Here is a 16,167-nt window from a genome sequence, read left to right as displayed (position 1 = left end):
GCACTATCGGTAACCACTTTGGGGGGAGGGCTCATGGACCGGCGGCGTTCGGAGCTAGCTCAGTTCGGGCCGCTGCTCACGTTCAAGGACATCGCTGATGTCCTCCGCCTCTCCCCCAGTCGCGTCCGAGGTCTCCTCGCTCATTCGTGGATGAACGCACGCCTCTCCGGCGTCTGCGCGACTACTGCTCGCGCACTACATGACCCGTACCCCCGCCAACCCGACTCTGAGAGGCGCAGATGACTGACACCCAGACCATCCCCGCGTTCCCCCGCATCGACGCGACCATCACTCCCACCACCGACGGCCGTGCCACCGGGGTTCTCGTGGTCAACGGTGTCCCGATGCCATTCGAGGAAGGGAACGAGGACGACATTCGCCGCACGATCCTCATGAGTGTCCGAGGGACGGCCGAGCAGATGCACCGGGCTGTGCGTCTGACGACACACGACCGCTACGGCACGCAGACCCTCTCGGTCAGCCCGAGCGGTGTGACCGAGCCACTGTCTGACCTTGACCAGACCGACACCGTCGCCGCCCCTGTCGCCGACGTTCCGGCTTCTCCTGTCGCGACCGATGCGGCTCCGGTCCCCGTCTCGGCAGTCGCGTCGCCGGTCGAGCAGGGCGCCGCCCCTGTCGCAGCGCCTTCCGCGGATGAGCCGTCCGCCATGCGACGTGCAGCACGGCAGTCGTTCCTCACTCGCGAGGAGGTCGAGGAGCCCGCCACGCAGGGCATCCGCGGCACCCTTTCCCGGATCGGCATCCGTATGTCACCGTCGGAGGCTGAGCGCCGCGAACGCGGGTGGAGCCGCATGGTCAGCCAGCACTGGCCCGGGCCCCGCACCATCGCGATCCTGAACGGCAAGGGCGGCGTCGGCAAGACCATGACGACCATCGCCTTGTCGAGCGTGTTCGCCCGCTACGGCGGTGCCGGTGTCCTCGCGTGGGACAACAACCAGACCCGCGGCACGCTGGGCTGGTCAACCGAGCAGGGACCCCACGATGCGAGCATCCTCGACCTGCTTCCGCAGGTCGACCGGCTGCTCGGCACCGGCGCCCAGTCGGCGGACCTTGCCCACTATGTGCACCACCAGACCCGCGATCGCTACGACGTCCTCCGCTCAAAACCCGAGGTCCTGGCCACCCAGCAGCGATTCGACGCCACGACCGTCGACTCGATCCACGCCGTCGCGTCGAAGTTCTACCGGCTCGTGTTCATCGACTCCGGCAACGACGAGACCGACCCCATGTGGGTCCGCGCGCTCGAGCGCGCGAACCAGATCGTCGTCCCCACCATCGGTGAGGCTAAGGCCGCTGAATCGGCCGCACTCCTGCTCGAAGGCCTCGCCGAGCGAGGCGGCCACTTCGCCGACCTCGCCGACAAGGCTGTCGTCGTCGTGAGCAAGCACAAGCACGACCTGCCCGAGGCCGAGCTGACCCGCATGGCCAGCGGTTTCCAGGGTCTCGCCCGCGACGTCGTCACGATCCCCTACGACAAGGGCCTCGGCGCCGATGTCATCAACTACGGCGGCCTTCGCGCCGACACGCAGCGGGCATGGCTTGCAGCCGGCGCCGCCGTGGCGGGCGGGCTGTGACCGCCCGGACCGCGGCAGCCGTGCCGCTCATCATCGCGGCCGCCATCACTCTGGCCGGCTGCGCCAACCCCGGCGATATCTCCACACCTCCCGATGACCGAGACCCGCTTCGCACCGCCGAGCCCACGTCGACGGTGTCGACTCCGGCTGAGTACGACGACGCCACCGCGCAGCCCGCCCCGGACGCGTCCGAGGGGTCACAGAACTCCGCTGTCACCGCGGCCGAGCAGGTCGTCAGCGTCTACGCCCAGCCGACCCTCACCGCAGACGAGTGGGCGCAGCAGATGACGCCCTTGCTGTCGCAGTCAGGCGCGGTCGCCTACGAGGGCCAGGACCCCACCACGATCCCCGCCACGCAAGTCACCGGTGACGGCACGATCGTTGCCGGTGCCACCGACGTCGCCCTCAACGTCCTCGTCCCCACGGACGCCGGCGAGTACAACGTCGCCCTGTCGCGCACCGGCGACGGCGCCCCGTGGCTCGCCAACGAGATCCGGCCCACCGGCGGCGAATGAAGGGCGGCGGCAAGGGTCTGTTGATCCTCATCGGAACACCAGCGGCCCTCATGGGCCTCATGGTGTTCCTCGTCGTGTTCTCCTTCGGTGGCAGTGCCGCGGCCGCGTGCACCACCATGACCGGCGGCAGCGTCGACGTCGACGCGGCCGCACAGCACGCCCCGATCGACGGGTTCTCCGGCGACCAGCTCAAAAACGCCGCCTACATCATGAACGCCGCCGAATCACTCGGCCTCACCCAGCAGGCGCAGGTCATCGGGATCATGACCGCCATCGGCGAGTCCACCCTGCAGGTACTCGACCGCGGCGACGCAGTCGGCCCAGACAGCCGCGGCCTGTTCCAGCAGCGCGGCAACGGCGTGTGGGGGTCCTACGAAGACCGCATGGACCCCACGATCAGCGCCACCAACTTCTTCAAGGCCCTGCAGGCCGTCGAGGGCTGGGAGACCCTCGAGCCCACCATCGCGATCCACCGCGTGCAGATCAACCAAGACCCCTTCCACTACCGGCAGTACCAGCCGGCCGCGCAGAACATCGTCACGCAGCTGTCCGGTGGCGCCGGCGGTTCCACCACCTCCCCCGCTTCGAGCACCGCGACCCCGACGCCGTCTGCAACACCCGGCACAGCCGCCCCGACCAACGGATGCTCCGCCGGTGGCACCGTCCTGCCCCTGACGGCCCCGTTCGATCAGACCTCGGACTACGGCCCCCGCGAGAGCCCCACTGCAGGTGCCTCGTCCTGGCACCCCGCGTACGACTACCAGACCCGCGTGTCCGGCGCTTCCGCGGGCCGCTCCGGCTACTCGTGCGGCTCCTCGATTTACGCTTCCCAGGCCGGCACGGTCACTGTCGCCGCCGGGTACACCCTCTCGATCAAGGCGGCCGAGGGCTACACGATCAGCTACTTGCACATGTACCCGTCCGACATGGCCGTCGGCGTCGGCGACGCCGTCAGCAGCGGCCAGGAAATCGGGAAGATCGGCTCCAACGGCCCCTCCACCGGCTGCCACCTCGACCTTCGTGTGAACACGGACGGCTCCACCAACGACAGCGTCAGTGCCCTCCCCCAGTCGCAGACCATCGGCGGCCCCCAGGGCTACGTCGACCCCGAGGCGTTCTACTCGGTCTTCGGCGTCACGCTCTGCGGCGAGGACTGCGAGAGGAAGAACTTTTGATGGTTGATGCCCCGATCCCCCACTTCCCCGTCGTCCACGGCAACGTCTACCCCGATGGCACCGCCCACATCAATTTCGCCGGGCACGACGTGCCGTTCACTCCCGCGAACATCGTCGACGCCCGAGCGCAGATCACGTCCTACGCGATCGCCGTCGCCCGCGACGTGCTGCACCGGCCCGTACGCCTGACCACCGTCGACCCCGACGGACAGTGGACACTCGCCGCTCACCCTGACGGTCGGATCACGGACCTCGCCCCCGCCGCCCGGCCAGCAAAGCGGCCCAAGCGGCGACGTGCGGCCCCCTCCATGCCTGCGCCCAGCCCGGTGAGCAACCAAGCCCTGATCGCTCCCGCGCCCACAGGCAACCCCACAGAGACCGTGCAGACCCGCGTCACCTCGGCCTCGGTTCCGGCTCCCACCGCGCCCGCACCTGACTCACTCACGCGCGTGCCTGACGTCCCGATGTGGACCGTCACTGACCTCCCCAGCGAGGCCGAGGTCTCTGTCTTCATCGAGCGGCTCCGTGCGCCCGCTGCGCAGATTCCCGTCCTCGAGCTCCGGTTCTCGAACGGCAGCATCGTCACCATCACCGGCGCCGCCCTCGTCGGCCGGCGACCGATGAACAGCACAGACGCGCAGCTGCACGTTCACCAGGTCGAGGACGACACTCGCAACCTGTCCCGAACGCACTTCGCGATCGCCTGGTCAGCCGAGGTCCCCACGATCATCGACCAGCACTCCGGCAACGGCACCAGGATTCAGCGCCGAGGCATCGACCTCGCCGCCGCGCCCGACGTGGCTACGCCTCTCCATGACGGCGACCGCCTCCACTTCGGTGACCTCAGCTGTCAGGTCAGCCTCTCCGTGACGAGCGAGGTGACCCCACGATGAGTGACACCCGCCCGGACGGTGCGGTCTACTGGGAGCAGCAAGGGATAATCAAGCCCAGGGGTAGTGATTCTGAGCAGCCCGCCCCGGAAGAGCTACCCGCGCACCGTCTCCCTGATCAGACGGAGACCGAACGCCCGCCCTCGACCGGAGCTGCATCCCCTCGCATGGCACAAGACGACTACTGGGACAGCCTGCCTGTCACGCTCAAGTCCAAGGACCTCGAGCGCCTACTGCAAATCGGTCAAACGACCGTAAGTCTCTGGCTCAACCGGGGAACCATCCCCGGCCACCAGATCGCCCACTCCTGGATCGTGTTCAGATCCGAGGTGCGGGACTGGCTCGAATCGACGTCGACCGTTCCCGTCCCGGAGCACGAGCCCTACCCCGATCCCCTCGACGACTACGGCGACTACCTCAACTACCAAGACCTCATGGCCCTGCTCGGCAAGAGCCGTCCCGCGATCTTCGGCTGGCTCAACAACGGCACCATCCCCGCCATGCGTCCCGGCGGACGCTGGCGCGTTGAGAAGAACACCCTCCGACGCCTGCTCGAGGAGACCAGCAACCAGAGCCCTGGATTCATCCCCCGCACCCGTCGCGGTGTTGAACCCGAGGGCGACACGTCACCTCCGACAGAGGAGGGCTGACCATGCAGACGCTTCCAATGCCGCACCGCGTCCCGGGCCATTCCTCGGAGATTAACCACGACACGCGCCCAGATGAGGTCGGTGTATGCATCTTAAGTGCCCAAGATTGCTGCATGAGCGCAATCCGTGGGCTGGCCCACCGACCCCAGAACGTCCCAACGGTCCTTCTGCAGGGCCGTGTGTCCCCGGAAACCCGCATGGAGGTCCGCGCAGCTGCGGCTGCCAGCGGTGTCTCCATTGCCTATTACATGGAAGCGCTCGTAGCCCAGATCGTTGCCGACCAGGGATGTCTTCCCCTGGTCGAGCACCCCCGCGACAAGAAGCTCGAGGAGTTGCCTATCCCGGCCGCTTAAACGAAAGAGCCCGCCGCTTTCGCGACGGGCCTCTTCAAGTCGTTGCTCTAACCCTCTTTGCTTGCCGGCCTCGAGGTTAGAGCTCCTAGATCCGATCAAGAACCGGTTGTGCACCGGGCCTTAGTCGTACCCCATCCCGAAGGAAGGTGATGGCATCAGTGTAAACAGCTTTCCTGTGCGCGCAAGCACCGCGCCAGAAAAATTACCCTCCGGCGTGTCGTCATCTTGGACGGCTAGTCCGGATGACGCGTGGGCACTCACTCGAGTGTTGTCCCCGCGGGATTACGTGCAGCGTGCGGCCGAGTTCGTCGACGGTACGTTCCTGAACTCCTACGCCGCCCACCACGGCCTGGATGAGGAAGCCCCTGCCGGGCCCTGGGCGATGTGGCTGACGTCGCGTCCGGGCTGGTTTCGGTTCATCTGCTTCGACTTCGACGCCAAGAACGGCCGCCCCGCGTACGACGCGGCCCGGCTGTCTTACTGGCTCCATGAGGTGTCGATCGCGCACACGGTGACCGAGTCCGGCCCCACGGGCGGCCGGCACGTGTGGATCGCCCTCGACGAGCTCACCCCGGGTGCTGCTGTGCACCGGGTGGCGCGCCTGGCGAAGCAGCTGCTGCCCTCCCTCGACCCCTCCCCCTTGTCGGAGACCGGCGGTGCTGTCCGCCCACCGGGCGCCCCGCACCGTGTGTCGGGCATGTCGGTGCCGCAGGGGTCGCTTCAGCCGCTTTTGGCGCCCTCGACATCGATGGCTGACGTGGCAGCACTTGATGCGTTGCTGGTGGATCTAGGCGCCGAGCTCGAGCCGGTGGATGTGTCCTTGGCCCACAACGTGCGGAGGGATCCGGGCGGACACCCGTACCTGCTCGGGGTGCGACGGGAGCTGTCCGAGTACGTCCGGGGCCTACTCGATGCGGCGCCGGCAGGCGACACCTCCGCTGCAGCCGCGTCGATCCTCGCCGGCTGTGCCAACGCCCGGTGGCGGTACGACGACGTCGCCGCCCTGGTCGAGCACTCCGCCGGCCTTGAGCACCTCCGCACCCGCCGTGCCGGTACCCAACGTCTCCCCCGCACCAGCAGGCAGCAGGCAAGGACCCTGGCGTCGACGTGGGCTTCTGCTGTGGCATACGTGTCGGCCAACCCTGCGGCCGCCGACAGTGACCCCACTTTCCCGACCCGTGTTGCCGGCGTCGTGGCCACGATCGACCGGGTCCAAGAACGCGCCAACCTCACCACCGGCCTCTGGGGCGGCAGCCGCGGACGAGGCGTCACCGGCCGCGGCTCCCTCGTCTTCCGCGCTGTTCTCGACGCCCTGTGCGTCTACATGCTCCAGGCGGCGTCTATCGAGGTCGAGGCCGACACCCGGCGCCTCGCGATCGACACCGGCTGGTCCGAACGCCGCGTCGGTGAAGTCCTCACCCTCCTCACCGCCGACACCGACAGCTGGCTGCAGCGCGCCGGTGAACGCACCGACAAGGCGCGTGGCCAACGCTTCCGCCTGCACCCCAAGTTCTCCACAGATCAAACGACGCAAACTCGCGCACAAGTGCTTGCACGCCCGACGCCAGCTCTCCCCCCACCGGACGCGCTCACCGCACGGGCTCTTCTGATTGCAGAACTGCAGCATCGTCTGGCTCCTTTGCGCACGGACACCTTCGCTGCACCGCACTCGCTAGGAAGAGCTGCCGGGCACATCTACCGGCTCCTGACCAGGACCCATGGGCGGACTGCCGGCGACATTGCTGACGCAGCTGGATTCACCGTTCGCCAGGTCAGGACCTATCTCGGGCGGCTTACCTCCGTCGGGCTTTCCCGCAGATCCCGGAGCGGTTGGCTCCAAACACCTCGAACGCTTGAGCCAATCGCCGAAACTCTCGATGTCGACGGGTACCTCGAGCGTCGAGAAGCCCGCTACCGTGCCGAGCGCTCCCGATGGGGCCTTTGGCTCGACGAACTTCGCTGGCGTCGGCAGAGAGGCGCTCACAAACCGCGTAGGCGGCGCCTCGAGCAACTCACCCTGACCGGCTTGGAGGAACGGACACGCGTTCGGTACCCCCGCGGCCCGGGCGGCCGGGCTCGGCATGGACATGTGTTGAGCGCATTGCTCGCGCTACAGGACACACAACCAGGGGTTCGGTTCAAGTGACGGAGCGAAGTTCGGCGACGTCCTTGATAAAGACGTCTGGACAGCTTCGCAGATCTCAAATTCGTGCTCGAGCGTGCTGGCCTGTTCCCTTAGAGCAAGCGCGTTGTTTATGGGACCGGAAATCAGTGAGGTTGCTTGTTCCCGAGGGCGCTTTGAACCCCAAACACATGTTTCACTATTTCGACAACGCCGCTTGACAGGGGTAGAGAAATAGCAGCATTGCTGGTGAAGCTGGCATTGCTGGTGAAGCTGGCATTGCTGGTGAAGCTGGCATTGCTGGTGAAGCTGGCATTGCTGGTAAAGCTGGCATTGCTGGTGAAGCTGGCATTGCTGGTGAAGCTGGCATTGCTGGTGAAGCTGCTAATATATAATTGATGAAGGGTGAAAGATGGCAGTCGTAGAACGAACGAACCTCGACCGAGTTATTGCTGTGATCAACGGCAAAGGGGGAGTGCTCAAGACGACGTTGACCGCAAACGTCGGAGGCATGCTTGCTGCTAGTGGCTATCGCGTTCTGCTCGTGGATCTCGATCCTCAAGGCAACCTCGCTGAGGATCTCGGTTACACCGACTCGACCCAGGATGACCAAGGTAGGTCGCTAGCGCAGGCGCTCATGTTCGGAGGCGATGCGGCACCCCTCAGAAGCATCCGGGCCAACCTCGACGTGTTCGCCGGCGGCTCCGCGCTTGATCAAGCCACAGCTGGCCTAGCCGCCCGAGCAAACAAGGACCCCGAGGGAGCGAAGTTGGCATTGGCTAGCCTCCTGTCGCCAATCGCAAACGACTACGACATGATTCTTCTCGATTGCCCTCCCGGTGATGAGACGCTGCAGACGGCCGCAGTTGCAGCGGCTCGTTGGGCACTTGTGCCCGTGAAAAGCGATCGCAGCAGTCGCAAGGGACTCTCGGCAGTGGCCGCTCGTCTGGACGCTGTCCTGAGCGTGAATCCCTCGCTGGACCTACTAGGCGTGGTTTTGGTTGATGTCGGAAAAGCCGCAAAGGCTGTCGAGCGCGAGGCGCGCCAGAATGTCGCAGAGCTCTTCAACGCGGATCGTGACGTTGTCCTCACAGCAACAGTGCGTCATAGCGAGGCCACCGCTCAAGCCACCCGCGAGCGAGGTCTCCTCGTCCATGAATTGGACGACGACATTCGTAAGGGCCCGAAGTGGTACGAGATTCGAAGAGGAGACGCGCAAGCGCCTAGCCACTCGCCACGTTCGGCGACGTCGGTTGCAGATGATCTCCAGGCCGTGGCTCAGGAGGTCGTTGCCCGCATCGTTACAGCAGAGGAGAGGGGCAAATCATGACTGATAGTGACAACACCCGCCAGATCGGCGGCTTACAGCCTCGGAGCTCAACACAGGATCTGAGCCGCCTCCTCCGGCGCAATCGTCCTGCCGTCGAAGAAGGGCTACCTGAGCTTCCGAAAGCGCCAGAGTCACCGCCTGAAGATCAGGCGCAGAAAGTAGTGGAAAAAGGTTCGCCGACAACGGGAACGCAGACAAGCAAAACCGCCGGGAAGCCTCGCGTGGCCCGTAAAGCGCCCGAGCCCTCGGTCGACTCGGAAACCAAACGCATGACTGTGTACATCGCTTCGCGGCACTATGCGCGTGCGCGTGCTGCCTATCGAGCAACGAGTTACGCGTCGCGGGACCGCAGTTGGTCAGATTTCGTCGAGAAGGCCATTGTCGCCGAGCTCGAAAAGCGTGAGGCCCAATTTAACGCCGGGGAGCCCTACGCCCCGGACCCCAGTCCTCTGTCACCGGGCCGGCCGCTTTCCGGTTGAACCACATCTCTCCGCATCGCCGACGTTGCGATCGTCTCCATGGCCCCCACCATGGGCGAGTACAAGCGCCTGCTCGAGGTAGGGGCCGTGATCGACGACGTGGAGCCGCTGCGCGCTACGCCACTGGTTGCCGCCGTGCTGATGAACCGCACCGTCACCAACGCCAACAACACGCCAATGCTCCGCGAGCTAATGACCGACTAGGGCCTCACGGTCCTGTCGACGACCATTCCTCGGCGAGAGCCCATCGCCCAGGCCTTCGGTGGCCCGGTCACCGAACTCGGCAAGTACGCCGACGCCGCCGACGAGATCGAGACGTTGGGAGCAGGACGATGACCAAAGCGGAGGAGCTGCGAGCACGAGCTGCCCGCGCAACGCAAAGAGCCGCGTCGACGACGCCCGAGCAGAGGCAGCCCGGAGCGCCCGCCGCCGAGGCGACGCCAGCACCCCGGCCGAACGTCATTCGAGCCAAGCCCGTACGCATCACCGCCGACCTGTCGCCCCAGGCTTACCGAGGCCTCATCGACTACGCCGCAGGCCTCGCAGAGACTCAGGGCCGCGTCCGCGTCGCGCACGTGCACGTCACTCGCGCCCTCGTTGCAGAGCTGCTGGAGAACGACGAGCTGCAGGGGGCCATCGCCCGCCGCGTCCGCGCGCGGCTCGACGACTAGATCGTCCGTAGTTCAGTAACTACGGACTTACACTACTGGCCGTCTCTTGCCTCAAGGTCCGTAGCCCAGCGCTCTGGGCCGCTCGAGTGCCACGCGACGGACCGGTAGCCCTCGGCTCTCAAGTGCTCGTCTGCTTCTGGGACGGGGTCGTGGTGGAGATCGCGGGTCGGCAGGATGACAGTGGTGGATTCGCCGGTTTCTGGTGCGAGAGTCAACAGCCATGCACCGCCTCCGCCGGATGAATTGATCGGCACGTCGCGGTGGATATAGGCACTTTCGGCCAGCGGAGTCATGGCCAGCACAGTACGGGCTCGCCGGCCCTCGTTCTTGGAGTGCGGCTGCGAGATCAGACGTCGGCGCGGGGGAGCGTCACGGCCGAATCGGTGGCTGCCGGGTGCCGCTCGAGCGCCCGGTAGACCGTCGCCCGCCCTACCCCGGCAGGGCTGCCGCTGGCTCGTAGCCTCAAATCAGCGATAGGGCCGGCCCTCACAGGTCACCGTGCTCTTCTGTTCTCCCTCTCGCACCCCGTTGAGGAAGCTAGGGGAGGCGTCAGCGACGGGCACAATTGCTACCTCCACCGACGACGCCTCCTCCAACATCTCCTGATCGGCGCAGATTGCTACGACGTCCCATTCGGGACTCCCGAAAGCAATTTGGGTGTAAGTCGGGTCTTTCCCCACGAGCACAGACAGGTCCTGAACAACGACCGTCGTGTCGGGGCGAAGTTTCGATGTCACTGAGTCGAACGTGAGGCCGACGTAGCTGGTCAGGGGTGCGCCAGTGGGAGTTGGTGTCGGCTCTGGGCTTGCAGGAGATGAGCAACCGCTGGTGACCGCGACGAGCGCGATCACCAGCGGTGCCAGGGTGGTTCGGAACAAGTCGGGTGCTGACTTTCTGTCTAGAGGATCGTGCAGTAGACGTCGTTGGCCCTCGGCTTGAAGGCGTACAAGGTTGCACTCGTGGTATTGCTGGTCACTTTGCCGCTCACCTTAGTGATCTGGTTGATTTTGTAGGAATAGCGGTCCCCGATGGGATAGGCCGCCCACGACTGGCCGGCCTTCAGGGCAGGCGAGTTGCAGGCGACGCTCGTCCCGACCGTGGTCGAGTTGGTGATGCCGAGCGAGCCGGTGACGAGACCGCGAGTTGCGCTCAGAGCCAGTTGGACGTCGACCGAGGCGGTCGTCGTTTTCGTGACCGAGCACGATGCACCTGTATTTGCGACCGTGCAGCCGCCCAGCTTGTTGCTTCGGTTGATGTACTTCGTTGACACCTTGAGCTTGCCCTGGACTGTGCGCGTGTAGGTCGGATAAACGAATCCGTCTGGAGTGGAGACCGCTTCGGTTCCCTGGGTGGTTTCCGTCATATCGACTCCGTCCACCACCTCGACTCCTTCGGTGCCTTCGACCGCGTCTGTGCCCATGGTGCCGAAGGTGCCCTGGGCTGCTTGGGCGCTCGAGGCAGTGCTCGGTGTGGCCGCCAGGGCGGGTGTGCCGGCCAGGCAGGACCCGGCGACCGCAGCGATGGAAACGACAAGCGCTAGGCGCCGACGTGCATTCATGTTTACCCCTTTGACGTGGCGCTCCGTGGCGCAGGAGAACAGTCCCAGCGCGCATCCTTTGTCCGCAGCCCCCAAACGGGGGTAGGGGTACAGATGGGTCTGTTGTTGAAGATTCGCGAGTCGCTGTCGGGTATCTGACCTTTAGCTCAATGTGACCCGAGGTCTGAGCTTGCGGGCGTGTGGAGTTAGCTGGAATTGCGACGAATGTCCGCTCCTGCCGGGCCTGATCTACAGGTGCGATTGACCTATCTGGACCACCCCGATGCCTTCCCTCTCGGCTCAAGAAAGTCCGGCGTTGGGGTACGTCTATCCACGATTTTGCGCCGTATGGATAGAGAAGTGGCTGCAAACACCCGCGGCCTTCGCAGCGGTGCCCGATAGCCGGTCGTTCATCGGGACACTCTTCGCGACCGTGTTTGGCCGGCTGAGGTCAAGTGGCGCCTGGCCTGCGGATTCGCGTATGCCTGTCCCGCAAAAATGCCCGGTGACGGGGGTCTGAACGCTACAGTCGTCGGATGCTCATCGGCTACGCCCGCGTATCAACGTCCGGACAGGATCTCGCAGCACAGCGCGACGGTCTCGCAGCGCTCGGTGTTGACGATCAACACGTCCATGTTGACCACGGGCTCTCGGGCACGACTCGAGCCCGGCCCGGCCTCCGCGAAGCACTGGCCGCGTGCCGTGCCGGCGACGTCCTGGTCGTCACCAAGCTCGACCGTCTCGCCCGATCGCTGCGAGACGCGACGGACATTGCCGACGAGCTGACGAAGAAGGGTGTCGCTCTGAACCTCGGGGGAGCGGTCTACGACCCCACCGATCCCGTCGGCCGGCTCCTGTTCAACGTCCTCGGCATGGTGGCCGAGTTCGAGGCCGATTTGATCCGTGCCCGCACGCGCGAGGGCATGGCGATCGCCAAGGCTGCCGGCAAGCTCCGCGGCCGCAAGCCCAAGCTCACCGCCTCGCAGGAGAAGCACTTGGTGCAGTTGCACCGCACGGGCGCCCACACCACGAGCGAGATCGCTGAGCTCTTCGGCGTGGCCCGCTCAACGGTCTACCGAGCCGTCCAGCGCGGGGAACAAGCGTGACAGGCAACCGGTGCCGAGGCGGTCACGGAGTCGTTGACGAAACAACCTGTAGCTGAGGTCGTGAGGTAGTTTCAGGCCAAATGGAAAGGACGCTCATGGCCGCATGGCGCAAGTGTTGCGGGCACGGCCGGGGCGACTGGATACACGCACCGCCCCACAGTCATGGCACCGGGCCGAAACTACAAACGAGGGAGGCGATCGTACGCATGTCTAAAGCGAATCCTGCCCTCTCAGGGCCCTTGAGGCGGGTCGGGTACCCCTCGCGCGCTTTGGCCTCCATCTCTGCGCTGATCATCGTCGCTTCGTGCATCCTGGGCATCCTGGGGGCCGATGGTGAATCGAAAGTGACCCTGCGCGATCTTTTGCCTCCCCTCGGCGTGGCCCTGATCCCTGTGGTCGTGGCCCTACGATCGATGCGTGTCGGGATCGTCGCCCGCGAGGACGGCTTGCTCGTGACCGACTGGTTCTCTACCAGGACTGTTCCCTACGCCGTCCTCCGCGAGGTTCGAATCGTTCCGTATGAGGGCTTCTTGAACTGGTACAACCCTACTTTCATGAGCACAGCCGTCAAGATGATCCAACTGCAGAGTCCGTCGTTCGCACTGGGGACGCGAAACCTAGAGGTGTCGCTCGACACCGAGGCCCAGCTGCTGCGGGTCGTCGTCCATCTCCGTCACTTGCTCAGATCGCAAGACGAGGATGGACGTGTTCTGGTCACGCCGGACGCCAGTGCCGTCGAGCGGGAGGTTCAGGAGCTCGCGGCAGCGCAAGTTCGACGGTCGAGGAGGCACTAGTGAAGTCTGAGTCCGTTATCGACCTGACACGGAACGTCACCGAGACGGCCATGTGCACGCCGATCGATGGCCCGCACGGCCACGTTCATCTTGCCCACTGACGATTGATGCGGCGGTCTGGCCAAAGGATGATGCTCAAGCTTGGATCGAGAACTTAGGGGCGGTTTAGCGCCCGATGGGGATCGTTCTTCGGGAACTTTGACATTGACTACGGCGCCTCGCGAAGACCGGGTAGTTGACGCCTCCGAGTGTGGTCACGTCGATGTCGAGACGAACGACGCACCCTTACCCTGCGACATCCACAACGCCCAGCTCGCGCCCAACGCTCCCGCGGCCGCACCTACGGATACACAGGTCGCCCACAGGGCTCCGACCGATGGATCGAGATCGAACGCCACCAGCACGGCCACAGCCGACGCGGCTCCGAGGACGCTGGCAGCCACGATGACGACGACCGCCCGGGTCCACGACTCTGACCGGTGGGGGGTCACGCAACGGGCGACACCCCACGCCAGAAGCGACGAGATAATGCCCACCACGCTCCCGGCCACAGCAAAACAGGCCATGAAGAAGGCGGCCGACCACAGCGTGTAGGAGTAGTAGCTGGCACTGCTTGGGTCTGCCGGGGGAAGAAGAGCAGCGGGCCCACCCATGAGGACGAGAGCGATGACGACGGCGGAACCGCATCCCGCCAGGACCCCGCCCCAGATCGCGTGTCGCATTAATAGAGGTCGCAGTGCCCGGCCCACGTCTTCCTCCAGCTCGGCCCTCGGCAGCCCATCATGCCGTCTTGATGTCTAGTCGTAGGCGATGTGACCCAGATCGAGAGTGAGCATATTGGAAGGTTGGTCATCGCGTGCTCCTTGGCGTGGCGCCAGCTGTCTCCCGAAAGTGTCCGACAGGGGATCGTCTGCGGGGCTGCGGGAGTCGGTTGTTGACTTGGGCTCGAATGCGCGGGGTTCAGGCGCCTCGAGATGCTGTGCCCGATGCCCAGAGCGCAAGAGCAATTACAGCGAGGGCAACGACTGCGACGACGACAAGGCCTAGGAGCCCGATGAGGTGCTCGATCAGGATTCGTCCCGCACCACTGCGTGGCGTTCGATCGAGTAGTCCCGCAATGCGTGTTCGGCCGCCGTTTGGTATGCCTTCGACGAGAATCACGATCATGCCGGGGGAACCGAGAACTACGGCGCCGTGCACGGTTGCCGGTATGCCGATGACACGGAATGGAAGGGCGCGGCAGGTTTCCACCACGAGTCGCCGCCGCCCCATCACGGTAGTCACGAGCAGAGACTGGCCGTCACGCCGTGCCGCCCACGGAGAGGCCGCGAGTCCGCACAGCCAGAGAGCGCTGACGCTGACCGCGAAGACGAGTATCAGCATGATGATCGGAAGCCAGTGTCGGGGGTATCCGCTGGCGTCCCATCCCGAGCGTTCCCACCACGAGTGAGCCCAGCGCGTGAGGACCACGACCACGATGGTCAATGCGATGAGGACGCGGCCAGACCATACGGCCGCCATCGCGCCGGATGTCGTTCGTTCCAGCGGAAGCTGTTGCGCCCTCGGACGAGAGCGTGATTGTCTGGCTCTCGTTTCGCTCATGTCGAACCGATGATTGCACAGCCCTAAAGCGCAACGCCCGCTTGGGGATCCTTGGACGGGGCGTCAGCCGGCCGCTTTCGCTGGTTCGCTGGTCGGATGCTGCTTCTGCGGCGAAATAGTGCACTTTTGCGCCCTAGGATCGCCGACGTGACGACCGATCATGTTCCCTTTGTGCGGCTATCGCCTGGGACATGGGCTGTGTTTGGTTCAGGAGCGACGGGTCGGAACCAGGTCGGTCTAGTGGTGCGAACGGGGCGTGAGTTCCTCGTCTCGCGCGTAGCGGATCATCAAGACATCGTCGTCCCGTCTTTTGCTGAGGCGCTGATGTGGCTGATAGCGCCAAATGTGTGTTCGCCGGATGTCCTTACAACCGGGTCCGCCGCGTCCCAGTAGCCGATCCTGCTGCGGGCATCAGCGCGGCCGCGACGGCGGGGTATTAAGGCAGCAGCAACGACTCCAGTTCTTCTCGGTTGCCTCGAAAAGCGTTCATGTCGATGAACTCTTCGTCGCCGTCGTACCCGTCGAGCTGCTCGCGCGCGGACCACTGCCAGAAAGTCCAGTCGCGGTCATCGGCGAGATGCGGGGCGGTCGCGACCGACCGAAACCAGATGGGGTTGTCAGGGTAGCTCCCGGCGAGATATCGCTCGTACCAGTCACGGGTCGCGTAGAGCACGGCCGGTCGGCCGTAGTGCTGTTCGATGGCGAGCAGGAGCGGCTCGAGCACCTCCCGGACTGTGGCTGCCGGGGGAGGGGTGTCGCAGTACTCTGCGTAGCACTCGACGTCGACCACGACGGGCAGGTCGCCCCGGTTCCGGGAGACGGTGTCTATGACGTTGGCTGCTTGGTCGGTTCCCGGGCTGTCGACGCTGAGGAAGTGGTATGCGCCGACGAGTAGGTCGGTGTCGTGGGCTTCGGCCCAGTTGTCGTCGAATCGGGGGTCTTGGTAGCTCGAGCCTTCTGTCGCCTTGATCCACGCGAAGTCGATGTCCTCCTCCGCCAGGACATCCCAGTCGATCGTGCCCTGGTAGGCGGACACGTCGACGCCCTGCACCGGGTACCGGAGGGCCGCTGTGCGGGTGGGCCAGAGCGTGCCCGTGAAGAGGAGCGCGGCGACGACGAGCATGGCGAGGGCCACCCCGGCGGCCGCGAGCACAACGCGGGGCTGCCGACGCGGTCGAGGAAGCGCGCGTGCTCTGGTTAAGGCTTCGTCTCTGTTCTCGTTGGGTTCGTTCGCGTCGGGCTCCACAGGACACGAGGCTACGGGTGCAGCGCGAGCGGGCACATCCTTGGACCCGCTACCTGTCCCGATAGACGATCCTTCGCCGCGACGGTTGCGACGTCGATTCTT

The 16,167-nt window shown here is 65.3% G+C and carries 17 protein-coding genes; 13 read left to right on the top strand and 4 right to left on the bottom strand.

What is annotated here, in order from left to right; genetic code table 11:
• Positions 1-239: 239 nt before the first annotated feature.
• The 11 genes from IFT90_RS15700 (at position 240) to IFT90_RS15650 (ending at position 9,780) form a co-directional block, all read left to right on the top strand.
• Complete coding sequence (locus tag IFT90_RS15700) at positions 240-1,595, top strand: AAA family ATPase (protein WP_192043148.1); 1,356 nt, start codon at positions 240-242, stop codon at positions 1,593-1,595.
• A complete protein-coding gene (locus tag IFT90_RS15695; protein ID WP_192043147.1) occupies positions 1,592-2,110 on the top strand; it encodes a hypothetical protein in 519 nt (172 codons plus the stop codon). The genes IFT90_RS15700 and IFT90_RS15695 overlap by 4 nt, the downstream gene beginning before the upstream one ends.
• 20 nt (positions 2,111-2,130) lie before the next feature.
• Complete coding sequence (locus IFT90_RS15690) at positions 2,131-3,285, top strand: M23 family metallopeptidase (protein ID WP_244645016.1); 1,155 nt, start codon at positions 2,131-2,133, stop codon at positions 3,283-3,285.
• Positions 3,285-4,178, top strand: a complete 894-nt coding sequence (locus tag IFT90_RS15685) for an FHA domain-containing protein (protein WP_192043145.1) — start codon at positions 3,285-3,287, stop codon at positions 4,176-4,178. Before IFT90_RS15690 ends, IFT90_RS15685 begins: the two co-directional genes overlap by 1 nt.
• 164 nt (positions 4,179-4,342) lie before the next feature.
• Positions 4,343-4,825, top strand: a complete 483-nt coding sequence (locus tag IFT90_RS15680; protein ID WP_192043144.1) for a helix-turn-helix domain-containing protein — start codon at positions 4,343-4,345, stop codon at positions 4,823-4,825.
• Positions 4,826-5,464: 639 nt separating this feature from the next.
• Complete coding sequence (locus IFT90_RS17710) at positions 5,465-7,324, top strand: FaeA/PapI family transcriptional regulator (RefSeq protein ID WP_192043143.1); 1,860 nt, start codon at positions 5,465-5,467, stop codon at positions 7,322-7,324.
• 225 nt (positions 7,325-7,549) lie between these two features.
• Positions 7,550-7,699: a hypothetical protein gene (locus IFT90_RS15670; RefSeq protein WP_244645015.1), complete on the top strand. Its 150-nt coding sequence runs from the start codon at positions 7,550-7,552 to the stop codon at positions 7,697-7,699.
• Between the two features lie 13 nt (positions 7,700-7,712).
• Positions 7,713-8,630 (top strand): ParA family protein, encoded by a 918-nt coding sequence (locus IFT90_RS15665; protein WP_192043142.1) that lies wholly within the window; start codon positions 7,713-7,715, stop codon positions 8,628-8,630.
• Complete coding sequence (locus IFT90_RS15660) at positions 8,627-9,109, top strand: hypothetical protein (protein WP_192043141.1); 483 nt, start codon at positions 8,627-8,629, stop codon at positions 9,107-9,109. The genes IFT90_RS15665 and IFT90_RS15660 overlap by 4 nt, the downstream gene beginning before the upstream one ends.
• A 39-nt stretch (positions 9,110-9,148) precedes the next feature.
• Positions 9,149-9,313 (top strand): hypothetical protein, encoded by a 165-nt coding sequence (locus tag IFT90_RS15655; protein WP_192043140.1) that lies wholly within the window; start codon positions 9,149-9,151, stop codon positions 9,311-9,313.
• Between the two features lie 128 nt (positions 9,314-9,441).
• Positions 9,442-9,780: a DUF2274 domain-containing protein gene (locus IFT90_RS15650; protein WP_192043139.1), complete on the top strand. Its 339-nt coding sequence runs from the start codon at positions 9,442-9,444 to the stop codon at positions 9,778-9,780.
• 467 nt (positions 9,781-10,247) lie between these two features.
• Here the strand turns inward: IFT90_RS15650 and IFT90_RS15645 are convergent, their stop codons facing one another.
• Both IFT90_RS15645 and IFT90_RS15640 read right to left on the bottom strand, forming a co-directional pair.
• Complete coding sequence (locus IFT90_RS15645; RefSeq protein ID WP_192043138.1) at positions 10,248-10,631, bottom strand: hypothetical protein; 384 nt, start codon at positions 10,629-10,631, stop codon at positions 10,248-10,250.
• 47 nt (positions 10,632-10,678) lie between these two features.
• Complete coding sequence (locus IFT90_RS15640) at positions 10,679-11,338, bottom strand: hypothetical protein (protein ID WP_192043137.1); 660 nt, start codon at positions 11,336-11,338, stop codon at positions 10,679-10,681.
• Between the two features lie 515 nt (positions 11,339-11,853).
• Here IFT90_RS15640 and IFT90_RS15635 point away from each other — a divergent pair.
• Both IFT90_RS15635 and IFT90_RS15630 read left to right on the top strand, forming a co-directional pair.
• The gene (locus tag IFT90_RS15635; protein WP_192043136.1) at positions 11,854-12,423 is read left to right on the top strand and encodes a recombinase family protein; all 570 of its coding nucleotides are present in this window, start codon (positions 11,854-11,856) and stop codon (positions 12,421-12,423) included.
• A 344-nt stretch (positions 12,424-12,767) separates the two neighbouring features.
• Positions 12,768-13,217 (top strand): hypothetical protein, encoded by a 450-nt coding sequence (locus tag IFT90_RS15630; RefSeq protein ID WP_207106327.1) that lies wholly within the window; start codon positions 12,768-12,770, stop codon positions 13,215-13,217.
• A 254-nt stretch (positions 13,218-13,471) separates the two neighbouring features.
• Here IFT90_RS15630 and IFT90_RS15625 read toward each other — a convergent pair whose 3' ends face one another.
• Both IFT90_RS15625 and IFT90_RS15620 read right to left on the bottom strand, forming a co-directional pair.
• On the bottom strand, positions 13,472-13,939 hold the full coding sequence (locus tag IFT90_RS15625; RefSeq protein WP_192043134.1) for a hypothetical protein: 468 nt from the start codon (positions 13,937-13,939) through the stop codon (positions 13,472-13,474).
• 1,316 nt (positions 13,940-15,255) lie between these two features.
• Complete coding sequence (locus tag IFT90_RS15620) at positions 15,256-16,065, bottom strand: GH25 family lysozyme (protein WP_371812346.1); 810 nt, start codon at positions 16,063-16,065, stop codon at positions 15,256-15,258.
• Between the last annotated feature and the right edge of the window lie 102 nt (positions 16,066-16,167).

This window comes from Frigoribacterium sp. CFBP 8766 (genome assembly GCF_014841435.1).
Lineage (GTDB): Bacteria > Actinomycetota > Actinomycetes > Actinomycetales > Microbacteriaceae > Frigoribacterium.
This window is presented reverse-complemented; position numbering and strand designations above follow the sequence as displayed.